Source organism: Paraburkholderia phosphatilytica (genome assembly GCF_003443895.1).
Lineage (GTDB): Bacteria > Pseudomonadota > Gammaproteobacteria > Burkholderiales > Burkholderiaceae > Paraburkholderia > Paraburkholderia phosphatilytica.
In genome coordinates this window covers 1-25800 of sequence record NZ_QQOA01000032.1, presented here as the reverse complement: position 1 = coordinate 25800, position 25800 = coordinate 1, and the positions used below count along the sequence as shown (strand labels likewise).

Genomic DNA, 25800 nt, shown 5'->3' with positions numbered 1-25800 from the left:
CTCCCGCCCTTACGTCGTCATTACGCGCCGATTGCCGATGCTTTCCAGAACCGAGCAGCACGAACGCACCCGTCGTGTTTCGCGAGCGATACGCGAAACGAGAACCGCGAAGCGATCGCTCGCCGGCATCGTGCGGCCGTACCTGATCGCCGCCGCGATTGCGGCCGCGACGATCGACGCGTTCGCGGCCATCGCGGTGCTGTGCTTCGGCGTACCGCAATCGCTGTTCGAAACGGCCACTTTCCGCGCGCTCGGCGTGGGCCTCGTCACCCTGGCCATGTTCGTCACGTACTACTCCACTGCGATGCGCGACGTTGAATAGCGCTCGAACGACGATCGAACGACGACTCGCCTGGTAAATACCCGGACCCGCTCAAGGTTCCGGCGCTCCCGACGTAAACAGATGTAAGTTGCGCGTTTCGCGCCATTGCGTTCGTCCGTCCGTACCGTCAGACGGCGCGCGAAGCGACAGGCCGCGGGAAAAGACAGCGCACTTCGCAATCTGGGGTGAGGACGATGTCGTGCAGTGAGGCTTCGAAGGCCGGGGTGCCGTCGACCTACGGGTCGACGGAAGAGGCGCGCGCGCAGCAGACGCGGGCCGGCGTGCGCGCTGCGCGGCCGCTGGGCGGCCGGTTCGCCTGACATCGTTGGAGGCGCCGACGGTGATCACCCGAATACCGGTTTCCGCATTGTGCGTGGGCATGTATATCCACAAGCTCGGTGGCTCGTGGATGAATCACCCGTTCCTGCGCACCAGCTTCCTGCTGACCGACGCGAAAGACCTACGCGCGATTCTCGACGCCGGAATCGGCGAACTGTGGATCGACGAATCGAAGGGTCTGGCGGCCGATGCCGACGCGCATCACGCGGCGTCGCAAGATACCGCGCAGAACGCGCCCGCTGAGTCGACCACAGCTACAACCACAACCGCCGCTGCATCGCCGCGAGCATCGAGCCGACCTTCGATGGGCATGGAACTCGATCGCGCGCGCAAGCTGTGCCAGCTTGCGCGCGGGCAGATGACCGGCCTCTTTCGCGATGCACGGCTCGGCAAAACGCTCGATGCGCAGGCCACCCTGCCGCTCGTCAGCGAAATCACCGCATCGGTGCAACGCCATCCTGCCGCACTCCTGAGCATCGCGCGGCTGAAGAGCCACGACGACTACACCTACCTGCATTCGGTCGCGGTCTGCACGATGATGGTGGCGCTCGGCCGCCAGCTCGGCATGGACGAGCAGGCCGTGCGCCTCGCGGGGCACGGCGGGCTGATGCACGACATCGGCAAGGCGATGATGCCGCTCGATGTGCTCAACAAGCCCGGCCGCCTGACCGACCATGAGTTCGACGTGATCAAGCGTCATCCGCTGGCGGGCGCAGGCATGCTGGTGGACAGCAACGCGGCGCCCGAAGTGCAGGACGTCGCGCTGCATCACCACGAGAAGGTGGACGGTTCCGGTTATCCGCATCGGCTCGCGGGCGAAGATATCTCGCTGCTCGCGCGGATGGGCGCGATCTGCGACGTGTACGACGCGGTCACGTCGAACCGCGCGTACAAGCAGGCCTGGGATCCGGCGCACGCGATGCGTCAGATGGCGAAGTGGCAGGGCCATTTCGACAAGCGCGTGTTCAACGCGTTCGTGAAGACCGTCGGCATCTACCCGGTCGGCTCGCTCGTGCGGCTCGCGTCGCAACGGCTCGCGGTGGTCATCGAGCCGAATCCCGAATCGCTGCTCACGCCCAAGGTGCGTGCGTTCTTCTCGGTGCGCTCGAAGGAGCCGATCGCGATGCAGACGATCGATCTGTCCGCGCGCGGCGCCAACGACAGCATCGTCGGCCCCGAGGATGCCGTGCAGTGGGGCTTCGAGCGGCTCGACGACATCTGGCTCGTCAATCCCGCCTGACCGCGTTTTCAGGGCGTCATCTTCGTTCCTTTGGGCGCGCTGACCGTGACCGTATCGACCGGAGCGGACGCAACCTTCGGCGGCGTATCGAACGACACGGAGAAGTAGTCGAACACGAGTTTCGTCGGATTCGCGGTGACGCGCAGGAAGCCGGCGTTCTGATCGTCGGCGAACTCGAGCGCGACGCCGGGCACGGTCGTCGGGTACGGCCGCTTTGCCTTGTCCAGACCGTCCTGCAGCGGGTGCATCGCGCGCTGCGTGTTCGCATAGCCGCCCGCGCCGGCGATGATGTACGGGATCGTCTTGTCGTCGCATTTGCGCGAGAAACGCTGCGTGTTGTGCACGTGGCCCGACAGCACCGCGTCCGGCGCGCGTCCGCTCATCTCGAACGCGCGATCGAGCGTGGCGAGCGTTTCCTCGTAGCCGCCGTGCACCGAGTCGAGCGAATAGCACGGGTGATGCACGCCGAGGATCACCCATTTGTCCTTCGGGGCCGCCTGCAACTGCTGCACGAGCCACGTGAGCTGCGGGTTGGAGCCGCGCGCATCGAGCAGGCCGTCCACGTTCGAATAGGTGCCGATGATGTGCACGAACGGCGCCTGCAGCGTCCAGTAGCAGTACGGCTGCGTCATCGTGGACCGGTACTTGAAAAACGGTTGCGACGTCGCGCTGCAGAAGTTTTTCATGAAGCCGTACAGCGACGGCTCGTTGTCCGCCTCGTCGCCTTTGCGGGTTTGCGTGTCGCCGTCGTGATTGCCCGGGATCGCGAAGATCGGCGCGTCGTAGTACTGGTACGGCTCGTAGAACTGCTCGACGTACTGCGTGCTGAGGCCGTTGAAATAGACGACGTCGCCGAGGTGATAGAAGAAGCGCGGCGCGTCGCCTTGCGCGGCGTTCTTGCCTTTGGCGGCCGCGGTGATCTGCGCTTCCATCGCGTCGGAGATCGCGGACTGCGTTTCGGTGCCGTGAATGCCGCCGGTATCGCCGACCGTATGAAACACCAGCTGGCCGGCCTTCGTGGCATCGGCCGTGGCGCCCGGCAGGATCGAGTCGAGCATCAGCACGAGGTCGCTGCCGGTGCCGGTGTAGGCGGGAAGCGGCTCGAAGCGCGCGTGTTCGGCGGCGGGCGAAACGGGGTTGCCCACCTTGCGGCGCTGCTTCGCGAACGTCGCGCCCTTGAATCCGGTTGCCATGTCTTCCTCCATCGGGGTTGTGGATGACCAGTGCCGATATGAGCGAACCTGTATGACAGGACCGTGAATGACGCGGCGATATGACGCTTTATGCCCTCCGGTTTAATCAGGTATCCAGATCAATGAAAGGTGGATGAACGACAGTTGCCGTCAGGATTCCCTGACGGCAATTTCAGCATCGTGCCTTCCGGCCGTCGTTTAAGCTGTTTCGCATCCAACTTGTGGGACCTGCCCGAGCGGCTGACGGGCCGTCGCGCGCCATCGCGCCGACGGCGAAACCGCAGTCCGCCCGACCCGGACGATCGGATGAAGTCGACGCGCATTCTCCTGGTCGACGACGACGCATTGTTGATCGATGCGTTCAGCGCGCTGCTCGCCGCGCTTGGACATGACCTGCGCAAAGCGCTTTCGGGCGCTTCTGCGCTGCACGTGCTCGCCCGTTTTCGGCCTCAGGTCGCGTTCATCGACATCGACATGCCCGGCATGAGCGGCATGGAGCTGGTGCGACGGCTACGCAAGGACGACACGCTGTCCGACACCACGCTCGTCGCCTGCACGGGCCACATCGACGAAGAGACGAAGAACGAAGCGATCCGCGCGGGCTTCGACGTGTGCCTGTCGAAGCCCGTCGGTTTGCGGCGGATCCAGGCGGTACTCGCCGGACTGTCGGGCTGAACTCAGCACATGGCGCGTGAGATCCGCTTGAGTCGCATCGGCTGCGAATAACAAACGCGTAAACACGAAGGCCGCGCGTTTACGACTTTTTTATAGGTCGGCTGCGGTTTTTTACGGTGCGTTGATCTCGCGCCAATGACAATCGATGCAGCAATTCACGGGGCAGCCGCGCGACAGCCGGCTCCGCACATCGATAATCAGACCGCAGGAGCGCAACGTGGCAGCTTTCGGCAAGTTGGGGCAGTGGCTCGTTGGCAAACCGCTCGATCCGCTGGATCCGCGAACGCGGCATGCGATTGCCGTCACACCGCTGCTCGCGTGGGTCGGCCTCGGCGCGGACGGGCTCTCGTCGTCGTGCTATGGCCCCGAGGAGGCGTTCCTCGCGCTCGGTCAGCATACGTCCCTCGCGCTCTTTCTCGCGCTCGCCACGGCCGCGACGGTCTTCATTATCGCGATCGGCTACAACCAGGTCATCGAGCTGTTTCCGACCGGCGGTGGCGGCTATCGCGTCGCGACCGCGCTGCTGGGACCGCGCGCCGGGCTGGTATCCGGCGCGGCGCTGCTCGTCGACTACGTGCTGACGGTGGCGACGTCGCTCGCGAGCGGCGTCGATGCGTTCTTCAGCCTGTTGCCCGTCGGCGCACAGTCCGTCAAGCTCGCCACCGAGCTGATCCTGATCGTGCTGATGACGGGTCTCAACTTCCGCGGCATGCGCGAATCGATCCTCGTGCTGCTGCCGATCTTCATGGGCTTCGTCGTGCTGCATCTCGGGCTGATCGTCTACGGCGTCGCGGCGCACGGCAGCCATCTCGCGAGCGTCGTACCGTCGGCCGTGGGCGAGGCGCACGGCCTGGCGCACGCGATGGGACCGCTCGTCGTCGCTGCGCTGCTGATGCGGGCGTTCTCGCTGGGCGGCGGCACCTACACGGGCCTCGAAGCGGTGTCGAACAACGTCAACATGCTAGCGGAGCCGCGCGTGCCTGCCGGCAAGCGGACCATGCTGTACATGTCGACGTCGCTGGCCTTCACGGCGGGCGGCATCATCCTGCTGTACATGCTGTGGCATGCAACGCCTGTCGAGGGCCAGACGCTGAACGCGGTGGTGTTCGGCAGCGTGATCGATCATCTTGGCCTCGGCTCGTCGTTCGCGCGGCATGCGCTGCTCGCCGCGGTGCTCGCGTTCGAAGCCGGGTTGCTGCTGGTGGGCGCGCAGACGGGCTTTCTGGACGGCCCGGCGGTGCTGTCGAACATGGCGTCCGACTCATGGGTGCCGCGCCATTTCCGCGACCTGTCGACCCGCCTCGTGCGTCAGAACGGCATCATCGTGATGGGCCTCGCGAGCCTCGCGATCCTGATCTGGACGCGCGGCAACGTCGACGTGCTGGTGGTGCTGTACAGCATCAACGTGTTCCTGACCTTCAGCATGTCGCTGCTCGGGCTGTGCACGTACTGGTGGCGACGCCGCAGCGAGGACGCGGGCTGGCTCAAGCATTTCGCGCTGTCCGCGCTGGGGCTTTCGGTGACGAGTGCGGTGCTCGTGATCACGCTGATCGAGAAGTTTGCCGAAGGCGGCTGGCTGACCGTGCTCGTGACGAGCGCCGTCGTGCTGCTGTGTTTCCTGATCAAGCGGCACTACAGCGACACGCGCGCGCAGCTCGCGAAAGAAGACGCGCTGTTTTCCGCCGCGGCGCCGGTGGTCGACGAAGCCACGGTACCGGCGCTCGATGCGTCGCTGCCCACCGCGATCCTGCTCGTCGGCAAACATCGCGGCGCCAGCATGCATGCGTTGTTGTGGGTGCAGCGGCTGTTCCCGGAGCATTTCCGCAACTTCATTTTCATCGCAGTTGGCGAAGTGGACGCGCAAAGCTATGAGGGCGCGGAACAGCTGGACCGGCTGCGGCAGACCATCACGTCGTCGCTGAAGTACTACGTGGATCACTGCCGGCGACACCAGCTCGCGGCCGACTACCGCATCGGCTTCGGCACGCAGCCGATTGGCGAATTCATGAAGCTTGCCGAGACGACGATGGACGCGTATCCGAACAGCGTCTGCTTCGCGAGCAAGCTGATCTTCAAGCGCGTCAATTTCCTGACCGCATGGCTGCATAACCAGACGCCTGTCGAAATCCAGACGCGCCTGCATCAGCAAGGCAGACAGATGGTGCTGCTGCCGATGAATGTGGGGTGACTGACCGGCGCGTCTGACCGTGCCCCCTTACGGTGAAACACAAGGAAACGGAGCGCAATGCCCGCGGTACGGACGCGTTGTCACTGAAAGTGTTACGATGTGCTGACGGTCGCGTCCGCCATCGAAAGTACCATTGAAAGTACCATCGAACGTAAAACAGGCGCTGGTGACCGTCACGTCGCGTCGGGGACGCGCTGTCCGTCAAACGGGGCGGATGTACCAGTCAGATACGTAGATATGCAGATCGTGTGGTTCCTCGGCGGCTTCCTGAGCTGTGCAGTGCCGGGCCTGCTAGCCGTACTTCGCGCCCGGCGAATCCGGGCAGCCGCCATTGCGGCGGATCCCTGGCTCAACCCACCCACGTCGCTGGCCAAGCGGCTGCTTGCGGTCACCCGCGAGCGGCTCGACGTCATGCTGGCTTCTGATACGTCCACGCCTCCTCTGCAGTTGCCGCAAGGCGCCGCGTTGCTGCCGTTTCTGACGCCGCGCAATGGCGTGGTGTTTTTTCATGACGGCGTCGCGGTCTTGCCGTATGGATCCGAAGCGCGCGTGACGGGCGTGGCCGAAGCAACGGTCGCGGCGTTGCAGGATTCGTATGGGGCGTTGGGGCACGCGTCGGAACTGGTCGATGCCCATGTCGCGTCGCTCAGCGCGGAAGAGCGCGCCGCGCATCCTAACCCGCTCGTTCAGGCCGTCGCACTGCATCCGGACGAGCGCCCGCTCGACGAACTGCTGGACCGGCTTGCCACGCTGCTCGAAGCTGACGCGCAGCGCGCGGCAGCCAGACCGGTTGAAACGGACTGAACGCCGGGCGGCTTGATCGGCTTTAACCGCGCGTCTTCAACTGCGACGACTCGATAATTCGCGTAATGCTGATCAAGCGAACGAATTGAGCGGCTTTAGTGCGGCTTCAAAGCTTCGCCATTTGCCGATTTCTAAAGGGTTGTGCCGGAGCGCTATTACGCGTTTTGCGGTTCGATCTTTGTTAGTCGAATGCCTTTAATCAAGCGCAATGACGAGTTCTATCGCGCTGCGGAAGCGGCGTGAGCGCCTGTTTTTAAGGCATTTCGATTGGCATTTCCGCATTGCGATCAATCGCGTTCACATGACGCCATCAAAGCTGGGCAACGCGGACCGGCCTGACTAAAGCTACGTATTCGACCGTAACGATTCGGATTCCTTTAGCGCAAAAAATCTCAATTCTTTTCAGAGTCTTTGGCGATATAATCGGCGCACATTCATTGGGCCATGAATGGGTCGTGCGGTGGCGGTGGTTCCGCACGTCGCTTTGACTACTGAAAACATCAATCACAATGGAACGTCATTTCCAGTCCCGTGCGGCGGCGATCGAGTATCTCGTTCACGCGCGTACCGCTCTGAACCGCAGGTTCGAGGGTATGTCGCACGAAGAAGGAAGGGCACTGAAACAGCGTATCGATGCAATCAGCCAGTTGATCCTCGATCTGGGCGCGGGGCGCGTCGACGCGTTTCAGGCCGGCAGCATCGAGATCTTCACGACAGACTGAGTCCAGGCTGCCGCACGCGTAAAATGAGCCCCGCCCGGGCGCGTTCCTTTGCGCCCCCGCTGCCCGCTGGAGGGCTCATGCTCAGAATTCTCGAACCCGGCGACTATTTCGGCGCCACGCTGCCGCGCTACAGCGCCGACGGTATCGCGATCGCCGAAACGCACTTCGCCACCAACCTGATCATTCCGCAGCACGAACACCTGAACCCGTTCTTCTGCTTCGTGCTCGGCGGTCAGGGCACACGCTCGTGGTCCGCTCGCGACGGACAGGACGCGCCGATGTCGCTCACGCTGTTCCCAGCCGGTGTGCCTCACGCGAACCGCTGGTACGGCGAGGGCGGCGAAGCGCTGCACGTGGAGTTCGCGTCGTCGTGGGTGGAGCGGCTCGGCGGCCGCACGCAGGTGCTCGATCGTCCCGCGGATTTCGCGGGCGGCATGCCCGCGTGGTTCATGCGTCGCCTGACGCTCGAATGCCGCGAGCAGGACTCTGCCACGCCGCTCGCCATCGAAGGCCTGATTCTCGAACTGCTCGCATCGTGCGAGCGCGCGTCGAACCCCGCGACGTCCGCCGGGCGTCGCCGCCAGTGGCTCGATCGCGTCGAAGCGCAGCTGCGCGAGCGTTTTCACGAGACGCTTTCGCTCGAAGCGATCGCGGCCGGGAGCCACGTGAGCGCGGACCATCTCGCGCGCGAGTTTCGCCGGCGCTTCGGTTGCACCGTGGGCGATTACGTGCGCGGCCTGCGCGTCGATTTCGCGTGCGAACGGCTCGCAGCGGGGCGCGACTCGCTGGCGGCGATCGCGGAAGCAGCCGGCTTCGCCGATCAAAGCCATTTCACGCGCGTATTCCGCCGCAGGACCGGTGTGACGCCGGGCGCGTATCGGGCACGCTTTGCGGCCGATCGCTCCCGTTCCAAAGCCTGACGGCATCGTTCAAGACACCCGCCTGCATGGCGCTCCAGAATCGCTCGTTGATTCAACAAACGAAGGCGATCCGCCATGGAGGATGTCGTGCAGAGCAGTTCTTCCCCTTACCTGACGCGGCTCGACGTGCTGTTCGGCGCCGCGCACGTGATCGACGTGCCGTCGCTCGTCGCCGCGAACCAGCACCCCTGGTACAACCAGACGCTTTGCCGCGTGAACGAGTCGGTCGTGCGACTCGGTGTGGTGCAGGGCGAGTACCACTGGCACAAGCACGACACCGAGGACGAGTTCTTTTACGTGGTGAGCGGCCGTTTGCTGATCGAACTCGAAGGCCGCACCGTCGAATTGCAGCCGGGCTTCGGCTTCGTCGTGCCGAAAGGCACGCTGCACCGGCCGCGCGCGCCGGAAAAGACGGTGATGCTGATGGTGGAAGGCGCGGGCATCGTGCCGACCGGCGACGCTTGAGGCCGCTCAGGCTTCGTCCAGAAATCCCGTCACGGCCTGTACGAATTCGCGCGGAAATTCGACATTCGACAGATGCACCGCGGGCAGCACGAAGAGCATCGCACCCGGTATCGTCGCGGCGATCGCTTCGCTGTGGCTTGCGGCCGTGACGGTGTCGTAGCGGCCGGCGATCACGAGCGTCGGCACGTGAATCGAAGCGATCGCCGTGCGCAGGTCGGTATCGCGTACGGCCGCATAGCAGCCGGCGAGACCGCGCGGGTCGGTCTCCAGCAGCATCGCGCGAAATCGCTCGACGACGGGTTCCCGCGCGTCCAGCATGCGCGCCGGGAACCAGTTGCGCAGAAACGTTTCGGCGGTTTCCGTCATGTCCCCCGTGTCCGCTACGCGCAGCACGGACGCGATGCGGTCTTTCCACTGCTCCACCGGCCCAAGATACGACGACGTGTTCGCAAGAACCAGACGCTCGATGCGTCCGGCCGCGTGAATGCCGAGCCATTGCCCGATGATGCCGCCCAGCGACAGCCCGAGAAAATGCGCGCGCTCGATGCCGAGATGATCGAGCAGCTCGACGACGTCCATGCCGAGACGCGCGAGCGAATAGTCTCCCGACGGCACGCCCGACGCGCCGTGTCCGCGCGTGTCGTAACGCAGCACGCGAAAACGCGACGCCAGCGCGGCGATTTCGCCATCCCACATATGCAGCGAGGTGCCGATCGAATTCGACAGCACGAGCACAGGGCGATGTTCGTCGCCGTCGAGACGCCATGCGATGCGGCAGCCGTCCGACGTGGTGAAACTGGAAAGGGTGTTCATGTTCGATGGGTTCCGGGTTCGGTGATTGACTATGACGAACCCATCGTAGTTGCGCGCGATCGCCAAAGCTATTACAAAGATCGCACAATCTTTGTCAGCGAAACGAACATGGCCGATTTCACGCTCCACGATCTGCAGTGCTTCGACGCGGTGGTCCATGCGGGCGGCTTTCAGGCCGCCGCGGCGACGCTGCATCGCTCGCATCCCGCCGTCTTCTCCGCGGTCGCGCGGCTCGAGCGGCAGCTCGGACTCACGCTGCTCGATCGCGCCGGCTATCGCGTGCGGCTGACGGAGGCCGGCGCATCGTTTCATCGGCGCTCACAGGCGCTTCTGCGCGAACTCGACGACCTGCACGAACACGCGACGCATCTCGCGAACGGCGAGGAGAGCGAGCTGCACGTGGTGATCGGCGACGTGTGTCCGCGCGCGCCGTTGCTCGGGCTCCTGAGCCGCTTGTTCGCCGGCTGTCCAGGCACGCGGCTGCATCTGCATTTCGAAGCGGTAACGGGGCCGATCGAGCGCCTGCTGGATGGCGATGCCGATCTGATCCTGCATCGGGTCGACAAGGAAGACGCGCGGATCGAGTGGATCGACCTGTGCAAGGTGCAGTTCGTGCCGGTGATCGCGCCGGCGCTGCTGCCCGATCCGACCGCGCGCGCTCCTCAACCGAAGCAGCTGCGCGCGTTCACCCAGTGCATCATCCGCGATACCGCGCGTCATTCGCCGGCTCGTGACTTCTTCGTGCTCGACGGCGCGCAGCAATGCACGGTGCCCGATCAGACGATGAAAAAAGAGGTCATTCTGCAGGGGCTCGCGTGGGGACATCTGCCGCGCTTCCTGATCGAAGCGGAGCTGGACGACGGCAGCCTGCGTTCGATCGTCAGCCGCGCATTGCCCGGGCGACGCGAGGAAGTGGTGGCGGCGCGGCGGCGCGATCGCCCGCATGGCCCCGTCGCGAACCGGCTGTGGGACGCGATCGGGGCGCAGGCTTCAGCGTTGCGCGATGAACTGGAAGGAACCCGCCGCGGCCGCCGCTAGCGGTAGCGGCCGCCACCTCGCGCAGCCGCTCAAGCCAGATGAGCGACAAACCCAGACCGTTCCGGCGCGATCTCCGGCCGTAGCGTAAGAGCCGGAATCTCGTAATCGCCCGCGTTCTGCTGACGGAACGGAATCGGCGGCGTGGTCCACAGTGTATCGAGGCGTTGGCCCAGCTCGTCCTGAACGGACGCGAAACGCGCGTCGTCCATCCGGCTCGTCCGGTACACGACGAACGGCGGCAGCACGTCGAAGCCTGGGTAATACAGTACGCCGTGCTGGATCGGGAACAGCACGTCGTCGATCGGACCGTTGATACCGCGCGCGCCGTAGTGCGACTCCCAGCCGCCCGTCGTCACGAGCAGCATCGCGCGCTTGCCCGCCATCGATCCTTCGCCGTAGCGATCGCCCCAGTGCGAATCCGAGTGCTCGCCGACGCCATACGCGAAGCCGTACGCATACACGCGCTCGACCCAGCCCTTCAGGATCGCGGGCATCGAGAACCACCACAGCGGAAACTGCAGGATCACCGCATCCGCCCAGCGCAGCTTCGCCTGCTCCTGCGCGATATCCGCGCTTTGCCGGCCGTTCGCGAACGCGTGCTTCGAATCGAGGCTCGGGTTGAAGCGCGCGTCGGGCTCACGGTCGAGGCTGTCGTTCGCATCGAGCGATGCCTTCCATTGCATCGCGTACAGGTCGGACACCTGCACATGGTGGCCGGCCGCTTCGAGGCTCGCGATTGCGAAATCTTTCAGCGACCCGTTCAGCGAGCGCGGTTCGGGGTGGGCATAGACGAGCAGGACGTTCATGTTTCGATCTCCGGAAAGGACTCTGGAGAACAGCGTACGACGCGCACTGGTATATTGGAAATGAATTGATGAAATGTCAGGTATTGTGATGATTAATCTCAGGCGCCTCGACCTCAACCTGCTGCTGACGCTCGACGTGCTGCTGTCCGAGCACAACGTGACGCGCGCAGCGGAGCGGCTGAATCTGTCGCAACCGTCGGTGAGCGTGCATCTGGCGCGGCTGCGCGACATCTTCGGCGACCCGTTGCTGCTGCCGGGGCCGCGCGGCATGCGGCCCACCGCGCGCGCCGACGACCTGCGCGAGCCGTTGCGGCAGGCGCTGGCGGCGCTGGAGCGCGCGGTGTCGCCCGCCGCGCCGTTCGATCCCGCCGCGGCCGACGACACATGGCGGGTCGCCGCGTCCGACTACAGCGAGTCGACGGTCGTGCAGCCGGTGCTGGCCGGGCTGCGAAGCGCAGCGCCCGGTTCGCGCCTCGCCGTGATCGAAGTAGTGCCGTCGCGGGTCGCGAAGCAGGCGGAGCAGGGCGACATCGACCTCGCGTTTCATACGACGGAAGGCGCGCCGCCCGGCTTGCGCCGCCGCGCGCTTTTCACCGAGCGCTATGTGCTCGCGGCGCGAGCGGGGCACCCGAGCCTCAAGCGCAAACCGACGCTCGCGCAGTTCTGCGCGCTCGAACAGGTGATCGTGTCGCCGGATGGCGGCGGCTTCAGCGGTCCCACGGACGCCGCGCTCGCGGAGCGCGGCCTGGCGCGCCGCGTGGTGCTGTCGGTGCCGCACTTCCTGTTCGTCAGGTCGGTGATCGAGCACACGGATCTCGTCGCGATGATTCCGGAACGTCTGGTGCGCGACAGCCGCGCGCTGCGGATCGTCGAGCCGCCCGTCGAGGTGCCGGGCTACGAGATGTCGATGCTATGGCACGAGCGCGCGCATCGCGATCCCGCGCATCAATGGCTGCGGGATTTCATCGCGCGGTCGGTGTGAGGGCGTGCGTGGAACCGCCATCAGACCCGTCATCGGGCCCGTCACCGGGTTCGTCACCGGGTTCGTCACGTTCAGCTTCGGCCAGAATCCACGCAACGAAGAGCTGCATCGCCGGCGACATCTCGCGCGATCTCAGCCAGGTCAGCCAGTAGCTGCCGGTCAGCACTTCGGTGTCGAACACGCGCACCAGCACGCCAGTCTGCAGCTCGCGCTCGAACATGCGCGGCGGCGCGAGCGCCACGCCCGCGCCCTGCACCGCGGCTTCCACCATCAGGCGCGACGAATCGAACACCGGTCCGTTCAGCGTGCGCGGCTCGAGCCCGGCCGCGGCGAACCAGTTCTGCCATTCGTCCGCGCGGTACGAGCGCAGCAGCGTCTCTTTCGCGAGGTCGGCAGGCGTGAGAAGACGCTTCGCGATCTCGGGCGCGCACAGCACCGCGAGCGGCGCGTCGAAGAGTCTCGCGTTCTGCGTGCCGGGCCAGTTGCCTTCGCCGAAACGGATCGCGAAGTCGAGCCCTTCGGCCGCGAGGTCGACGAGGTTGTTGTGGGTCAGGAGCCGCAGTTCGACGAACGGATGCGTGTCGCGAAACAGCTTGAGGCGCGGAATCAGCCACGCCACAGCAAACGTGCCGACCACGCCCACCGTCAGCACTTCATGAAAATGGCCGCCGTCGAACTGCTTGAGCACCGTCTCGATCCGGTTGAACGCATCGCTCAGCACGGGCAGCAGCGCCTGGCCTTCGTCGGTGATGCCGAGGCCGCGCGGCAGCCGCCGGAACAGCGTGCAGCCGAGCCGCTCCTCGAGGCTGCGCACCTGCTGGCTGACGGCTGCCTGGGTGACGTTCAGTTCCTGGGCCGCGCGGGTGAAACTCAGGTGTCGCGCCGACGATTCGAACGCGCGCAGCGCATTGAGCGGAAGATGAGGACGCATCGAAGGTGATAGATTTTCTTGGGGCTGGCGCCATTATCCTCGCTTGCGCCTGGCGCCGTCGGGAACCGCGCCGGGCCCGTCCGCAGCGAGCGGGTGCGCGCTTTGCGGTGTCATAGCCCGGTCACGGCAGCACGACTAATGTACGGGTCGAGCCCGCCGCGCGGCTGGCCAGGTGCGGCCGGTCTGGCGCACTGGCGGCACTCCGTCGTGCCACGGAGATGCGCGAGCGTCCCTCCCTCCCCGGACGAGAACGCAGACATGTCGAACAACAACCCCGCTGATGCTTCGCCCATCGATTTATCCACGAGCCAGGACGATGGCCCGGCCCTGAACGTGTCGCGCCGCGGCTTCCTGAAGCTCGCCGGCGCGTCCGGTTTCGCGACCGCCACCGGCACACTCGCGTCCGTATCGCGCGCGACGTCGTCGACGCCGGACGGCACGCCCGAGCAGATCCACCTGACCTTCGGCAAGGAGCCCGCGCATGAAGTGATCGTGTCGTGGGCGTCGCTCGCGGCCGCTGTGAATCCGCGCGTGCGCTACGGCCGCAGCGGCGAGAAGAAGACCAGCGTGCACGGCGTGCAGCGCAGCTACACCGACGGCCTGAACGGCGAGATCGTGATCGCGTATCACGCGCGGCTGTCGGACCTGCAGGCGGATACGGAATACGAATACGAAGTCACCGCCGACAACGACAGCAGCGCCGGCCAGCCGTTCAGCGCGACCTTCCGCACCGCGCCGCACGGCCGCGCGCCGTTCCGCTTCACGAGCTACGGCGACCTCGCGACGCCGAACACGGCCTGGGCGCTGTCGTATCCGCAGAGCCGTTTCGCGGTGCAGGCCGTCGAGCGCTTCCAGCCGCTCTTCCACCTGCTCAACGGCGACCTCTGCTACGCGAACCTGAACCCGACGCATCAGCCCGACGTGTGGCGCGACTTCGGCAACAACAACCAGAGCTCGGCCGCGAACCGTCCGTGGATGCCGTGCCCCGGCAATCACGAACTCGAGTTCTACAACGGCGAGCAGGGACTCACGTCGTATCTGACGCGCTATACGCTGCCCGACAACGGCACGCGCTTTTCGGGCCACTGGTACAGCTTCCGCGTGAGCTCGGTGCTGTTCGTGTCGCTCGACGCGGACGACGTCGTCTATCAGGACGCTTCGGCGTTCGTCGCGGGACCGACGCCGCTGGTGCCGGTCGCGAGCACGGGCAATGCGCCGATTCCGGCGGGCACGTCGCTGTACGTGCGCGGTTACAGCAACGGCGAGCAGACGCGCTGGCTCGAACACACGCTGCGCCGCGCGCATGAAGACGACGATATCGACTGGATCATCGTGCAGATGCATCAGGATGCGTTGAGCTCGTCGAAGACCGGCAACGGCTCGGACAAGGGCATTCGCGAAGCGTGGCTGCCGCTGTTCGACCGCTATGGCGTCGACCTCGTGCTGTGCGGGCACGACCACGACTACGAGCGCAGCTACCCGGTGCGCGGTTGCAACCACAACGCCGGCACCGACGTCGCGACCGGCCAGGCGGTCGATACGCTGCAGCCGCGTCCGGCGCCGGCGGTGGCCGCGAGCGCGACCACCTTCGATACGAGCCACGGCACGATCCACCTGATTCTCGGCGGCGGCGGCACGAGCGCGCCGCTCGACGTGTACGGGCTCGACGTCGGCACGGGCAAGCCGCAGGCGCAGGTGTTCACGAAGTCGAACCGGCCGGTGGCGAGCACGACGACCGCGGGTGCGTTCGTGCGTCCGGCGGCCGACGCGGTCGAGGATGCGATCTGGTCCGCGCAGCGCGACACGGGCACGGGCTACGGCATCGCGGTGTTCGATCACGACCCGGGCCATCCGGGCGGCGCGACGAAGATCACGATGAACTACTACCACGCGCCCGGTGCCGACAAGACGCCGACCGCCAGTTACGAGCTGTTCGAGACCATCGAGCTCGTGAAGCCGCGGCGCGGCTGAGCGCGCGGTGTTGTGATGTGCGGGGCCCGCGTCGCGCGGGCCTTTTTCGCTGACGATCCGTAAAACTACTGCTTGCGCGGGTTGCGCTTCGCAACTAGATTGGTTGCGAAGCGCAACTCATGCGTGGCGGATTCATGGCCGCGCCAATGGCAAGGAGCCGTCATGGATGTCATCGATCCCCCCGCCGCGCCGCGGGACAGCACCATTCTCGAACTGCGCGAATTCTCGCGGCGCCTCGTGCGCGAGCTGGGTTTCATGCGCGCGACGTTGGCCGAGAGCGAGTTCGCGCCGTCGGCCGTGCATGCGATTCTCGAGATCGGCGCGAAGCCGGGCATCGCCGCGAAAGAGCTCGCGGCGATCCTGCGGCTCGACAAGTCGAACATGAGCCGCCAGGTCGCGCGGCTCGAATCGGAAGGGCTGGTGCGCCGCAACGCGGCACCGGACGATGCGCGCTCGTTTGGGCTCCAGCTGACCGAGGCGGGCCAGACGCTGCGGCGCAAGATCGACCGCTTTGCGACCGATCAGGTGTCGAATGCGCTGCGGCGCCTCGTGCCCGCCGAGCAGCAGACGCTCGTGCGCTCGCTCGCGCTCTATGCGGATGCGCTGGCGCAGGGCAATCTCGCGAAGCCCGCCGCCGAGGCCGTGGACGGCGCAACGGGCGTCGCGATCGCCGAAGGCTACCGGCCGGGCTGCATCGGCGACGTGGCGAGCCTGCACGGCCGCTTTTATGCGGAGCACTGGGGCTTCGGCGCGTTCTTCGAGAAGCGGGTCGCGACGGAGCTGGCCGCGTTCGCGGAAAGCCTGCCCGCCGAAGGCAGGCAATTGTGGCTGTGCGTGGAGAACGGCCGCACGCTGGCGTCGCTGGCCATCGACGGCGATCTGGACGCGCGGGTCGCGCATCTGCGCTGGTTCATCGTCGACGATTCGTTGCGTGGGACCGGAATGGGGCGCGCGCTGATGTCGCGGGCAATGGCATTCGTCGACCGGCATTACGAAGAAACGTACCTGTGGACCTTCAAGGGGCTCGATGCGGCGCGCCACCTGTACGAATCGTGGGGCTTTCAGCTGACCGACGAGTTCGCGGGCTCGCAATGGGGCACCGCCGTGACCGAACAGCGCTTCAGACGGATTCGCCCGAATGCGCCGGTTTGATTGGCAGGCCAAAGTTGAGGGGCAAAGCCACCAGGTGCGGCGGAAATTAATCCACGTTACTATCTGCGCTCACGCCTTTCGCGGCGCCGAAAATGCCCACGGTTCCGTTGCGGCCAGGCGGCAGCACGCTCAAGTCTCGCGCCGCGGCTCCGTTAACCCGTATGCGAATTTCAGCACTATCATAGGCGGCCAGTCGCGCTGGCGTTGAAACGGGCAACCGGGTACGCGTCATCTTCGAGGCGATGACGGCCGTACGACGGGTCGGTTGTCCGCGACAGGCGAAGTCGTCATAAAAACCAAGAATTTTCAGCGCGGAGGCGCTGTGACCAGATCTCTTCTCGGCGGCCTGTTCCTGATGTTGTGCTGCGTTGCCCAGGCCGTTGCGGCCGGGGGGCCCGATTGCACGCGCCCATTCACGCTCGCATTGCACGATCACGGCCTCCTGTATTCACAGGAAACGAATACCGGCATCGATAAAGACTTCGCGGACGAACTCGCGCGCCGCAGCGGCTGCGAGATTCACGTGAGCCTGATGTCGCGCGCGCGCATCTGGAATCTGATCGAATCGGGCGCGCTCGATTTCAGCCTGTCCGGCATTACCAATGCCGATCGTGACCGCTATGCGACGTTTGCGTGGTATTTCGCGGACAAGTTCTATCTGCTGGTGCGCAAGGACGCGGGCATCCGCAAGGTTGCCGATGCCGAGCACAACAGCCATTTCCGGCTGGGCGTGATCCGCAGCTTCCGCTACAGCGACGCGGCGAACGGACTCGTCGACCGGCTGGCGGCCGACAACCGCGTGAGCCAGGCCGGCGGTCTCGAGCCGCTGTACGACGCGCTCGTACACAACGACATCCAGGGCATGATCATCGAGCCGTTCGACTATCCGGCCGTCGATCAAACCCGCATCCGCGACGTGACCACGATCGTCGAGTTCAACGATCCGGCGGTGCCGCACGGGCTGATCATGTCGAAGAAGGCGCTGTCGCCGGCGCAGCAGGCGAAATGGCGCGCGCTCGTGAACGGCATGCGCGAAGACGGCACGGTGCTGCGCATCTTCGAGAAGTACTTCAAACCCGACCTCGCCGCATCGATGGTCAACGTGCGTCTGCCGCCGTGAACAGGCTGCGGCTTTTCCTGCTGCCGGTGTTGATCCTGTTGGCCGGCTTCGCGGTCACGTTCACGCTCTGGCATCACGAACGGCAGGCATCGCAACGGGAACTGCTCTCCCAGTTCGATCATGCGATGGGCGACACGGTGGGTCGCGTCGAGCAGCGCATGGCCACTTATGAAGAATTGCTGCGCGGCGCGCAGGGTCTCTTCATCGCCAGCGGTTCGATCGATCTGAACCGCTTTCGCGACTACATCAACGCGGTCAACTCGGATCCGAACTTCGCGGGCGTCGCGTCGCTCGGCGTTGTGCAGTGGGTGCGCGGCGCGGACTACGCGCAGCACGTGGACGCGATGCACAAGCTTGGCATGCCGAACTATGCGATCAAGCCCGCCGGCGTGCGCGACAACTACGGGCCCGTGATCCTGCGCGAGCCGCACAGCGACGGCAAGCGCGACGTGACCGGCTTCGATGCATGGAACGAACCGCAGCGCCGTACGGCGATGGAGCAGTCGCGCGACTCGGGGCTCGCGGTCGTGTCGGGCAAGGTGCGTCTGACGATCGATACCGACAAGGACACGCAGCCTGGCTTCGTGATGTATCTGCCGCTGTACGCGCGCGGCGCGCCGCAGGACACCGTCGAACAGCGCCGCGCCGCGCTGATCGGCTGGGTCTATGCGTCGTTTCATATGCACGACGTGGTCGCGAGCCTGTACGGCGAGCAGCCGGCGGGCGTGTCGATGGCGATCTACGACGGCGTCGAGCCGACGCCGGCCGCGCTGATGTACCGCAAGCGCGACGCCAATGCGGCGCACACGCCGGTGCTGATGTCGGCGAACGAATATCTGGTGGTGGGCGGCCACGACTGGCTGCTGTCGCTCGAGGCACTGGACAGCTTCGAAGCGCGCTACGACCGCAAGGCGGAGTGGCTGATCTTCTTCACCGGCACCGGCTTGAGCCTGCTGCTTGCCGTGCTCGCATGGTCACTGGGCTCGGGGCGCAGCCGTGCGATGCGGCTCGCGTCGGTGATGACGCGCGAGCTGCGCGAGAGCGAGCAGAAATTTCGCGCGATCGCCGACTGCGCGGTGAATCTCGACGTGTGGTGGGGACCGGACGGCAAGCCGCGCTGGATCAATCCTTCGGTGAAGGAATACACCGGCTATACCGTCGACGAATGCATGGCGATGGACGATTTCGCGGCCACGCTGATCCATCCCGAAGACATGCCGCGCGTCGCGCCGGAACTGACGCGCGGGCGCCAGGGTTTGCGCGGCACGGATCTCGAGTTCCGCTGCGTGCGCAAGGATGGCTCGACCCTGTGGCTGTCGGTGTCGTGGGAGCCGATCTACGATGCGCAGGGCGCGTTCACCGGCTTCCGTACCAGCGGGCGCGACATCACCGAGCGCAAGAAGGCCGAAGCGCAGATCAAGGAGCTTGCGTTCTACGATTCGCTCACGCGTCTGCCGAACCGCACGCTGCTGTGGGAGCGCATTCGCGACGCGATCGCGGCGAGCGCGCAGAGCGGCGCGTACGGCGCGCTGCTGTTCATCGACCTCGACAACTTCAAGACGCTGAACGACACGCTCGGTCACGACAAGGGCGACCTGCTGCTGCGCCAGGTCGCGCAGCGGCTGGCGAGATGCGTGCGAGAAGGCGATACGGTGGCGCGCGTTGGCGGCGACGAGTTCGTCGTGGTGCTGGGCGGCCTGGGGGCGGGACGCGGCCAGGCGATCGGTCACACCGGCACGGTCGGCACGACGATGCTCGAACTGCTCGGCGAACCGTACGAGCTCGACGGGATCGACTACCGCACGTCGGCGAGCATCGGTGCGACCGTGTTCAGAGGACACAAGGCGTCGATCGACGAGCTGCTGAAGCAGGCCGATCTCGCGATGTACCGCTCGAAGGAACGCGGCCGCAACGCGATGTGCTTCTTCGATCCGTCGATGCAGACTGTCGTGATGGAACGCGCGGCGATGGAAGCCGCGCTGCGCCGCGCGATCGAGGAAGACCAGTTCTTCGTTCAGTATCAGGCGCAGGTGAATTCGAAAGACCGCGTGACGGGCGCCGAGGCGCTGGTGCGCTGGCAGCATCCGGAGCGCGGGCTGATGCAGCCGTCGGAGTTCATTCCGCTTGCGGAAGATACCGGGCTCATTCTCGAACTGGGCAGCAAGGTGATGGAGACCGCGTGTCTGCAGCTCGCGCGCTGGGCCATGAATCCGATGCTCGCGCATCTGGTGGTCGCGGTGAACGTGAGCGTGCGGCAGTTCCGCGATGCGCGTTTCGTTGAGCGGATCATGACGCTGCTCGCGCGCACCGGCGCCGACCCCACGAAGCTCAAGATCGAGCTGACCGAAAGCGTGCTGGTGGAGAACGCGCGCGACATCATCCAGAAGATTTCCGCGCTGAAGGCGATCGGCGTCGCGTTCTCGCTCGACGACTTCGGCGTCGGCTATTCGTCGCTGTCGTATCTGAAGCGGCTGCCGCTGGATGAACTGAAGATCGACCGCTCGTTCGTGCGCGACGTGCTCGTCGATGCGAACGACGCGGTGATTGCGCGCACCATCGTCGCGCTCGCGCAGACGCTCGGCCTCGGCGTGATCGCGGAAGGCGTGGAGACGGAAACGCAGCGCGATTTTCTGGTGCGCGCCGGCTGCCACGCGTTTCAGGGTTTCTACTTCGCGCGGCCGCTGCCGGTCGAGCTGTTCGAAACGTTCGTGGCCGGCTACCAGCGGCGCCAGACCGCCGTCGAGACCTCGCCGATCGAACCGGACACGATGGTCGACTGAGCGGGCGGCATACCTCGCTTTATGCTTTGCATCGCGTCACGCCGCGCATTCTCATCGCACTTCGAACACGCTGTACACCGGGCCATCCGGGAAGCGGTGACCGGTCGCAACCGCGACGATGCCATTCAGCCAGCCGTACTTGCCAACCGGCGCTTCGAACGTGACGAGGGTGCGGAAATAGTATTCGGATGGATCCACGGTTTCGCCGCGCGCGAGCCGTTCCATCACGTCCTTTTGACCATGCCGCACGCCGCGATACGCCATCGTCAGATAGGCGCCGTCGTCGGTTTCCAGCGTGAGGCGCACGTCGAGCGTCGTGCTGCCGTCGCTGCGCACATCCTGCCAGTCGGCGCCGCCGTCGAGCACCTTGCCCGACAGCCGCTCTCCCGTGAAGGTGCCGGACGGCACGATGCCGATGCGGCGGAACGATCCCGGCGTTTCGCCGACCGTGACGAGCGGCTTCACGTCGAGCTTCATCACGAAGAGCGGGCGGTCTGGATCTGCTGGAGTGCGGCGGGGAGTTCGTCGAAACGGGTCGTGGACATGGAGGTCACCGTCGGTGTCGGGGAACCTGGAGGATGCCACGGTTGCGCGTGGTGCGCTGGTGGCGGATGACCGTGCGGTTCCAGCATCCGCCCGCACGGTCACGCGTCATCACATCGACATCGACCTCAACTTCACATCGGCGGCGCAACGCCATCCTTCTCGACCACCACGCGCTGCCCTTCGAACGTGCCCTGCGTGGGATGCGTCGCGACCACGAACACCTTCTTGCCCGCAACCAGATCCGAACGGGCAGCGGGGATGAACGTCACGATCGGCACATTCGCGGGGACCGTCACCGTGTTGTTGCCGCCCTTGTACGACAGCTTCAGATCGCGTCCCGACGTGCCCTGCACGATGCTGTCCACGTTCGCATTGGTCATGCTGCTGTTCGGCCCGAGGTCCCACGCGTAGTGACCTTCGCCGGTGCCGCGCGCGGCTTCCGGAAACACCACCACTTCGGTCGCGGTCAGCTTGCCGTCGGCGCCCGTCGTCGCGGCGGTGCCGATGAATTCGCCTTGCTTCACATCGCTCAGCTGCAGCGCCTTCACGGCGGAGATCGTGGCGTTCGGCGCGAGTGCGATGTCGACGGTGTCGCCGCTGCGGCGATGCACCTTCAGCGTATTGCCGTCCAGCGAAACGACTTCGCCGCGAATGCGCTCGGGTTTCGCGGCGGGTGTCTGCGCGAACGCGACGCTCGAGGCGGCAAGCAGCAGCGCGCCCGCGCCCAGGGTGAATCGATGACTCATGGCAGCTCCGGAAGAGAATGGGAAATGATCGGCCGTACCGGCCCGATGCCCGTTGAGCCGGCGACGCTCAGGACCCGCCGAACCAGTTGTAGCCCTGGTTCTCCCAATAGCCGCCGGGGTAGTCGTTCGTCACGGTGATCGCGACGATGTGTTTCGGGTTCTTGTAGCCCAGCTTGGTCGGCATCCGCAGCTTCATCGGAAAGCCGTATTTCGGCGGCAGCACGGCGCCGTCGTAGGTCAGCGTGAGGAGCGTCTGCGCGTGCAGCGCGGTGGGCATGTCGATGCTCGTCCAGTAGTTGTCCGCACAATGCAGCGACACGTACTTCGCGGTGGTGTCCGCACCCGAGCGCCGTAAAAAGTCGGAGAAGCGCACGCCGCCCCAATGGCCGATCGCGCTCCAGCCTTCCACACAGATATGCCGCGTGATCTGGCTTTCCTGCGGCAACGCGCGCAGTTCTTCCAGATGCCACACGCGCTTGCCCTTCGCGAGTCCGCCGACGGTCAACTGGTACGTCGCGGGGTCCACTTCCGGCACGTCGTCGATGTCGTAGTAAGCGTTGAACGGGAACGGCCGCGTGAGCATCGACTCGGGGTAGGTGGGCGCCATCGCGTTCGGATCGAACAGCAGCGCCTGCACGTCGTCGTTGAAACGCGACATGCGACGCAGCATCGTATCGACGGACTTGTCGTTCGTGAGGTCGCAGCCCGAAAGCATTACGAGGCCGCCGAGCGACAGGATGCGCCGGCCGAGCAGGCGGCGCGCGGGGCTTTTCAGTTCGCGCTGGGCGTCCTTGACGATAAGGTCGGCGTCGGCGCGTTGCAGGCGGTTTCGAAGGCTCATCGGTTTAGCGTCCGCGAATCATGGTGAGCAACGAGCGCGGCACGATCGCGACCATCGCGACGTGCACGGCGAAGAACGCGACCAGCACGCTCATCGCGCAGAAATGCACGACGCGCGCGTTGTCGTAGCCGCCCATCAGCGTGCGCAGCAGCGGAAACTGCACGGATTTCCACACTGCGAGGCCCGACAGCACCACCAGCACGATGTCGGCGATCACTAGCAAGTACGCGAGCTTCTGCACGGCGTTGTAGCGGGACAGGTCGTCGTGTTTGAGCGAGCCGCGCAGCGCGGCGCCGAGATCGCGCAGCACCGCGCGCGGCGTGACGGGCCACAGCTTGCGGCGCCAGCGGCCGGTCACGAGATTCAGCACGACGTACACGGCGAAGTTCGCGACGAGGAAGTACATCACCGCGAAGTGCCACAGCAGCGCGCCGCCGAGCCAGCCACCGAGCGTGATCGTCGGCGGGAAGGTGAACCCGGGAAAGATCGGCGACGCGTCGTAGACCTGCCAGCCGCTCATCGCCATCAGCACGATCGCGACGGCGTTGATCCAGTGGGTGACGCGGACCCACAGCGGTTGAATCGGAGACTCGCTCAAAGCTTTCTCGCTGAAAGGATGCGGGCTGCCGCGCGCGCACGGACATGCCCGAAAGCCGGCAACAAGGCAGGCGACAAGTGGCGAACGCCATCGTCGATGGGTTTATTCCAGGCGGATTGATTTTATTGGCCGCAATGCAGTCTTGTGACTTTCGCGGCCAATGCGGGATGTGTGCGATCGGTCGGGCGTGGCCTGTCCAAGTTGCCGCGCGACCACGTCGACGAACGCACTGGCGGCCTTCGACAGTGACCGGCCGTGCCGCTTCACGAGCGCGATGGGCCGCGTGAAGCGTGCGTCGTCGATCGGTCGCGCGACGAGATGCGGTTCCGCATGGACCTCGCGCGCTGAGCCCGGCAGCACGGTCACGCCCAGCCCGGCACGGACCATCGCGACCGCGGTCATCATGTAAGTGGGTTCGCACGTCAGCGTGGGCTCGACGTCCGCGTCGGCCAGGGCGCGGTCCACCACGGCGCGCACGCTGGTGCCCGCCGCGGTCAGCACGAGCGGGTAGCGCACGATGTCCGCGAGCTTGACCTTGCGCGGCTTCGCGAGCGGATGCCCGCGCGGGCAGACCACGCAGAGCTGGTCGGTGCCGGCGATCAGCACGTCGAGCGCCGGGTCGTCCACCTCGCCGCCCGTCACGCCCAGGTCGACATCCTCGTTTCGCACCAGCTGATTGACGACGCTCGCCACCACGTCGCGGATCTCGAACGTGACGCCCGGCAGCGTGCGCGCAAACGACCGGATGCAGTCCGGCAGAACGCTCGAAGCGAACGACGGCAGGCATGCGATGCGGAGTTTTCCGCTCGACCCATCGCCAAGTGCTCGCGCGTCATGCAGCACGTTCTCCATATCGTACAGAGATTTCTGCAAAAGCGGTAATAGCTCCCGCCCGGCCGCAGTCAGTGCGACGCTACGGCTGTTGCGATCGAAGAGGCGGGTGCCGATCAGCTCCTCGAGCCGGCGAATCTGCACCGTGAGGGCCGGTTGCGACAGATGCAGGCGCGTGGCGGCCCGCGTGAAGCTGCCGGTCTGCGCCACTGCAACGAACGCGCGAATCTCCCGCAGGTTGAGATCGATCATTAACTGTAATTGCTGCGATGAAATCGTTTCAATTGTGTTATCGATAGACCGAAATTACGCTCGACAGCATCAAAACACAAGACTGGAGACATCCATCGTGCTGCCGCTCCTTGGCCTCGCCACCATCGTCGTACTGCTCGCCGCCATTCTGTCGAAGCGCATGTCGCCGCTCGTCGCGCTGATCGTCGTGCCGGTCGCGGCGTCGCTCGTCGGCGGATTCGGTCTGCATACCGGCAAATTCGTGATCGACGGGCTGAAGAGCCTCGCGCCCGTGGTCGGCATGTTCGTATTCGCGATCCTCTACTTCGGCACGATCACGGACGCGGGCACGCTCGATCCGATCATCGACCGCATCCTGCGCACCGTCGGCACGCGCCCCACGCGCATCGTGATCGGCACCACGCTGCTCGCGCTGCTGATTCACCTCGACGGTTCGGGCGCGGTCTGCTTCCTCGTCACGATCCCGGCGATGCTGCCGCTCTACGACCGCCTCGGCATGGACCGGCGCGTGCTGGCCGCGGCGGCGTCGATGGCGGCGGGCATCAACTTCCTGCCGTGGACGGGCCCAATGATCCGCGCGTCCGCGTCGCTGCATCTGCCGGTGCCCGCGCTCTTCAATCCGCTGATTCCGGTGCAACTGATCGGGCTCGTGTTCGTGTTCGGCGCCGCGTACTGGCTTGGCCGCCGCGAAGAAAAGCGGCTCGGGCTGACGGGCGCGAACGGTTCGATTCCGATGCCCGAACGCGTGCTGACCGACGAGGAAAAAGCGCTGCGCCGCCCGCGCAACTTCTGGTTCAACATCGTGCTGACGGTGATCGTGCTCGGCTCGATGGTCGCGCTCGGCGAGCAGGTGCCGCCCGCGCTGATGTTCATGGTCGGGCTGTGCATCGCACTGCTCGTCAACTACCCGGATGTCGAGATGCAGCGCAAGCGCATCGACGCGCACGCGCGCGCCGCGCTGATGATGGCGGGCATCCTGCTCGCGGCCGGCGTGTTCACCGGCATCATGCAGGGCAGCGGCATGCTGAAGGCGATGGCGCAGACGGCGGTCGGCTTCGTGCCGGTTTCGATGGCGCCGCATATTCCGGTGGCGCTCGGCGTGCTGTCGATGCCGTTGAGCCTGCTGTTCGATCCGGACTCGTTTTATTTCGGTGTACTGCCGGTCATCGCCGAGATCGCGTCGCACCTCGGCATTCCCGCGGTGAAGATCGGCCAGGCCGCGCTGCTCGGCCAGATGACGACCGGCTTTCCGGTGAGCCCGCTCACGCCGGCCACGTTTCTGGTCTGCGGCCTGACGGGCATCGATCTCGCCGATCACCAGAAATTCACGTTTCCGCTGTTATTTGGCGCGTCGCTCGTGATGACTCTCGCGTGCGTCGTGCTTGGCATTTTTCCCCTCTAGTCCATTGCGTCATTGAAAAGGCACCCGATGTGGTATTCAATGAAATGCATGGAAAAGATGAATCTGACGGCGCTTGAGCGCGAGCAATTGCTCTCAGCAACTCGCAGCCAGACAGTGCGCGCC

General features: G+C 65.5%; 24 protein-coding genes. 15 read left to right on the top strand and 9 right to left on the bottom strand.

Going from position 1 to position 25800, the window contains the following annotated elements; all coding sequences use genetic code 11:
- Positions 1 to 37: 37 nt before the first annotated feature.
- Positions 38 to 322, top strand: coding sequence for a hypothetical protein (locus DVS29_RS27000; protein WP_124800722.1), 285 nt, complete (start codon positions 38 to 40; stop codon positions 320 to 322).
- A 340-nt stretch (positions 323 to 662) separates the two neighbouring features.
- Positions 663 to 1901: a cyclic di-GMP phosphodiesterase gene (locus tag DVS29_RS26995; protein ID WP_118183591.1), complete on the top strand. Its 1239-nt coding sequence runs from the start codon at positions 663 to 665 to the stop codon at positions 1899 to 1901.
- A gap of 8 nt (positions 1902 to 1909) precedes the next feature.
- On the opposite strand, the gene DVS29_RS26990 is transcribed toward DVS29_RS26995, so the two are convergent.
- Complete coding sequence (locus DVS29_RS26990) at positions 1910 to 3094, bottom strand: metallophosphoesterase (RefSeq protein WP_164707997.1); 1185 nt, start codon at positions 3092 to 3094, stop codon at positions 1910 to 1912.
- Positions 3095 to 3400: 306 nt separating this feature from the next.
- On the opposite strand from DVS29_RS26990, the gene DVS29_RS26985 reads away from it, so the two are divergent.
- The 6 genes from DVS29_RS26985 to DVS29_RS26960 all read left to right on the top strand — a co-directional run bounded on the left by DVS29_RS26985 (position 3401) and on the right by DVS29_RS26960 (position 8868).
- Positions 3401 to 3769, top strand: a complete 369-nt coding sequence (locus tag DVS29_RS26985) for a response regulator (protein ID WP_118183589.1) — start codon at positions 3401 to 3403, stop codon at positions 3767 to 3769.
- A gap of 217 nt (positions 3770 to 3986) precedes the next feature.
- Positions 3987 to 5957, top strand: a complete 1971-nt coding sequence (locus tag DVS29_RS26980) for an APC family permease (RefSeq protein ID WP_118183648.1) — start codon at positions 3987 to 3989, stop codon at positions 5955 to 5957.
- Between the two features lie 99 nt (positions 5958 to 6056).
- On the top strand, positions 6057 to 6761 hold the full coding sequence (locus DVS29_RS26975) for a hypothetical protein (RefSeq protein WP_124800721.1): 705 nt from the start codon (positions 6057 to 6059) through the stop codon (positions 6759 to 6761).
- Between the two features lie 509 nt (positions 6762 to 7270).
- Positions 7271 to 7483 carry a hypothetical protein gene (locus tag DVS29_RS38270; RefSeq protein ID WP_118183587.1) on the top strand — a complete coding sequence of 71 codons (213 nt, stop codon included), beginning with the start codon at positions 7271 to 7273 and terminating at the stop codon, positions 7481 to 7483.
- 77 nt (positions 7484 to 7560) lie between these two features.
- Positions 7561 to 8403 (top strand): helix-turn-helix domain-containing protein, encoded by an 843-nt coding sequence (locus tag DVS29_RS26965; protein WP_118183586.1) that lies wholly within the window; start codon positions 7561 to 7563, stop codon positions 8401 to 8403.
- Positions 8404 to 8478: 75 nt separating this feature from the next.
- The gene (locus DVS29_RS26960) at positions 8479 to 8868 is read left to right on the top strand and encodes a cupin domain-containing protein (protein WP_118183585.1); all 390 of its coding nucleotides are present in this window, start codon (positions 8479 to 8481) and stop codon (positions 8866 to 8868) included.
- A 6-nt stretch (positions 8869 to 8874) separates the two neighbouring features.
- Here DVS29_RS26960 and pcaD read toward each other — a convergent pair whose 3' ends face one another.
- Positions 8875 to 9681: a 3-oxoadipate enol-lactonase gene (pcaD, locus tag DVS29_RS26955; protein WP_118183584.1), complete on the bottom strand. Its 807-nt coding sequence runs from the start codon at positions 9679 to 9681 to the stop codon at positions 8875 to 8877.
- Positions 9682 to 9789: 108 nt separating this feature from the next.
- Here pcaD and DVS29_RS26950 point away from each other — a divergent pair, with 108 nt between their 5' ends.
- Positions 9790 to 10719, top strand: a complete 930-nt coding sequence (locus tag DVS29_RS26950) for a LysR family transcriptional regulator (protein WP_118183647.1) — start codon at positions 9790 to 9792, stop codon at positions 10717 to 10719.
- A 29-nt stretch (positions 10720 to 10748) separates the two neighbouring features.
- On the opposite strand, the gene DVS29_RS26945 is transcribed toward DVS29_RS26950, so the two are convergent.
- Positions 10749 to 11525 carry an NAD(P)H-dependent oxidoreductase gene (locus DVS29_RS26945; RefSeq protein WP_118183583.1) on the bottom strand — a complete coding sequence of 259 codons (777 nt, stop codon included), beginning with the start codon at positions 11523 to 11525 and terminating at the stop codon, positions 10749 to 10751.
- Positions 11526 to 11613: 88 nt separating this feature from the next.
- On the opposite strand from DVS29_RS26945, the gene DVS29_RS26940 reads away from it, so the two are divergent.
- The gene (locus DVS29_RS26940; RefSeq protein WP_118183582.1) at positions 11614 to 12507 is read left to right on the top strand and encodes a LysR family transcriptional regulator; all 894 of its coding nucleotides are present in this window, start codon (positions 11614 to 11616) and stop codon (positions 12505 to 12507) included.
- On the opposite strand, the gene gcvA is transcribed toward DVS29_RS26940, so the two are convergent.
- Positions 12488 to 13438 (bottom strand): LysR family transcriptional regulator, encoded by a 951-nt coding sequence (gene gcvA / locus DVS29_RS26935; protein ID WP_118183581.1) that lies wholly within the window; start codon positions 13436 to 13438, stop codon positions 12488 to 12490. The genes DVS29_RS26940 and gcvA overlap by 20 nt on opposite strands.
- 258 nt (positions 13439 to 13696) lie before the next feature.
- Here gcvA and DVS29_RS26930 point away from each other — a divergent pair, with 258 nt between their 5' ends.
- From DVS29_RS26930 to DVS29_RS26915, 4 genes are all read left to right on the top strand, one after another.
- On the top strand, positions 13697 to 15409 hold the full coding sequence (locus tag DVS29_RS26930; protein WP_118183580.1) for a purple acid phosphatase family protein: 1713 nt from the start codon (positions 13697 to 13699) through the stop codon (positions 15407 to 15409).
- A 162-nt stretch (positions 15410 to 15571) separates the two neighbouring features.
- A complete protein-coding gene (locus DVS29_RS26925) occupies positions 15572 to 16561 on the top strand; it encodes a bifunctional helix-turn-helix transcriptional regulator/GNAT family N-acetyltransferase (protein ID WP_118183579.1) in 990 nt (329 codons plus the stop codon).
- Positions 16562 to 16916: 355 nt separating this feature from the next.
- Positions 16917 to 17681, top strand: a complete 765-nt coding sequence (locus DVS29_RS26920; protein WP_118183578.1) for a substrate-binding periplasmic protein — start codon at positions 16917 to 16919, stop codon at positions 17679 to 17681.
- On the top strand, positions 17678 to 20461 hold the full coding sequence (locus DVS29_RS26915) for a bifunctional diguanylate cyclase/phosphodiesterase (RefSeq protein ID WP_118183577.1): 2784 nt from the start codon (positions 17678 to 17680) through the stop codon (positions 20459 to 20461). The genes DVS29_RS26920 and DVS29_RS26915 overlap by 4 nt, the downstream gene beginning before the upstream one ends.
- A gap of 51 nt (positions 20462 to 20512) precedes the next feature.
- Here the strand turns inward: DVS29_RS26915 and DVS29_RS26910 are convergent, their stop codons facing one another.
- The 5 genes from DVS29_RS26910 to DVS29_RS26890 form a co-directional block, all read right to left on the bottom strand.
- A complete protein-coding gene (locus DVS29_RS26910; protein WP_118183576.1) occupies positions 20513 to 20938 on the bottom strand; it encodes a DUF3237 domain-containing protein in 426 nt (141 codons plus the stop codon).
- 200 nt (positions 20939 to 21138) lie between these two features.
- A complete protein-coding gene (locus DVS29_RS26905) occupies positions 21139 to 21753 on the bottom strand; it encodes a hypothetical protein (RefSeq protein ID WP_118183575.1) in 615 nt (204 codons plus the stop codon).
- A 67-nt stretch (positions 21754 to 21820) separates the two neighbouring features.
- Entirely contained in the window at positions 21821 to 22594 is a 774-nt protein-coding gene (locus tag DVS29_RS26900; RefSeq protein WP_118183574.1) for a molybdopterin-dependent oxidoreductase, read from the bottom strand.
- A gap of 4 nt (positions 22595 to 22598) precedes the next feature.
- A complete protein-coding gene (locus DVS29_RS26895) occupies positions 22599 to 23192 on the bottom strand; it encodes a cytochrome b/b6 domain-containing protein (RefSeq protein WP_118183573.1) in 594 nt (197 codons plus the stop codon).
- A gap of 102 nt (positions 23193 to 23294) precedes the next feature.
- On the bottom strand, positions 23295 to 24272 hold the full coding sequence (locus DVS29_RS26890) for a LysR family transcriptional regulator (RefSeq protein ID WP_118183646.1): 978 nt from the start codon (positions 24270 to 24272) through the stop codon (positions 23295 to 23297).
- 100 nt (positions 24273 to 24372) lie between these two features.
- Here DVS29_RS26890 and DVS29_RS26885 point away from each other — a divergent pair, with 100 nt between their 5' ends.
- Positions 24373 to 25677, top strand: coding sequence for a CitMHS family transporter (locus tag DVS29_RS26885; RefSeq protein WP_118183572.1), 1305 nt, complete (start codon positions 24373 to 24375; stop codon positions 25675 to 25677).
- Positions 25678 to 25800: the final 123 nt, after the last annotated feature.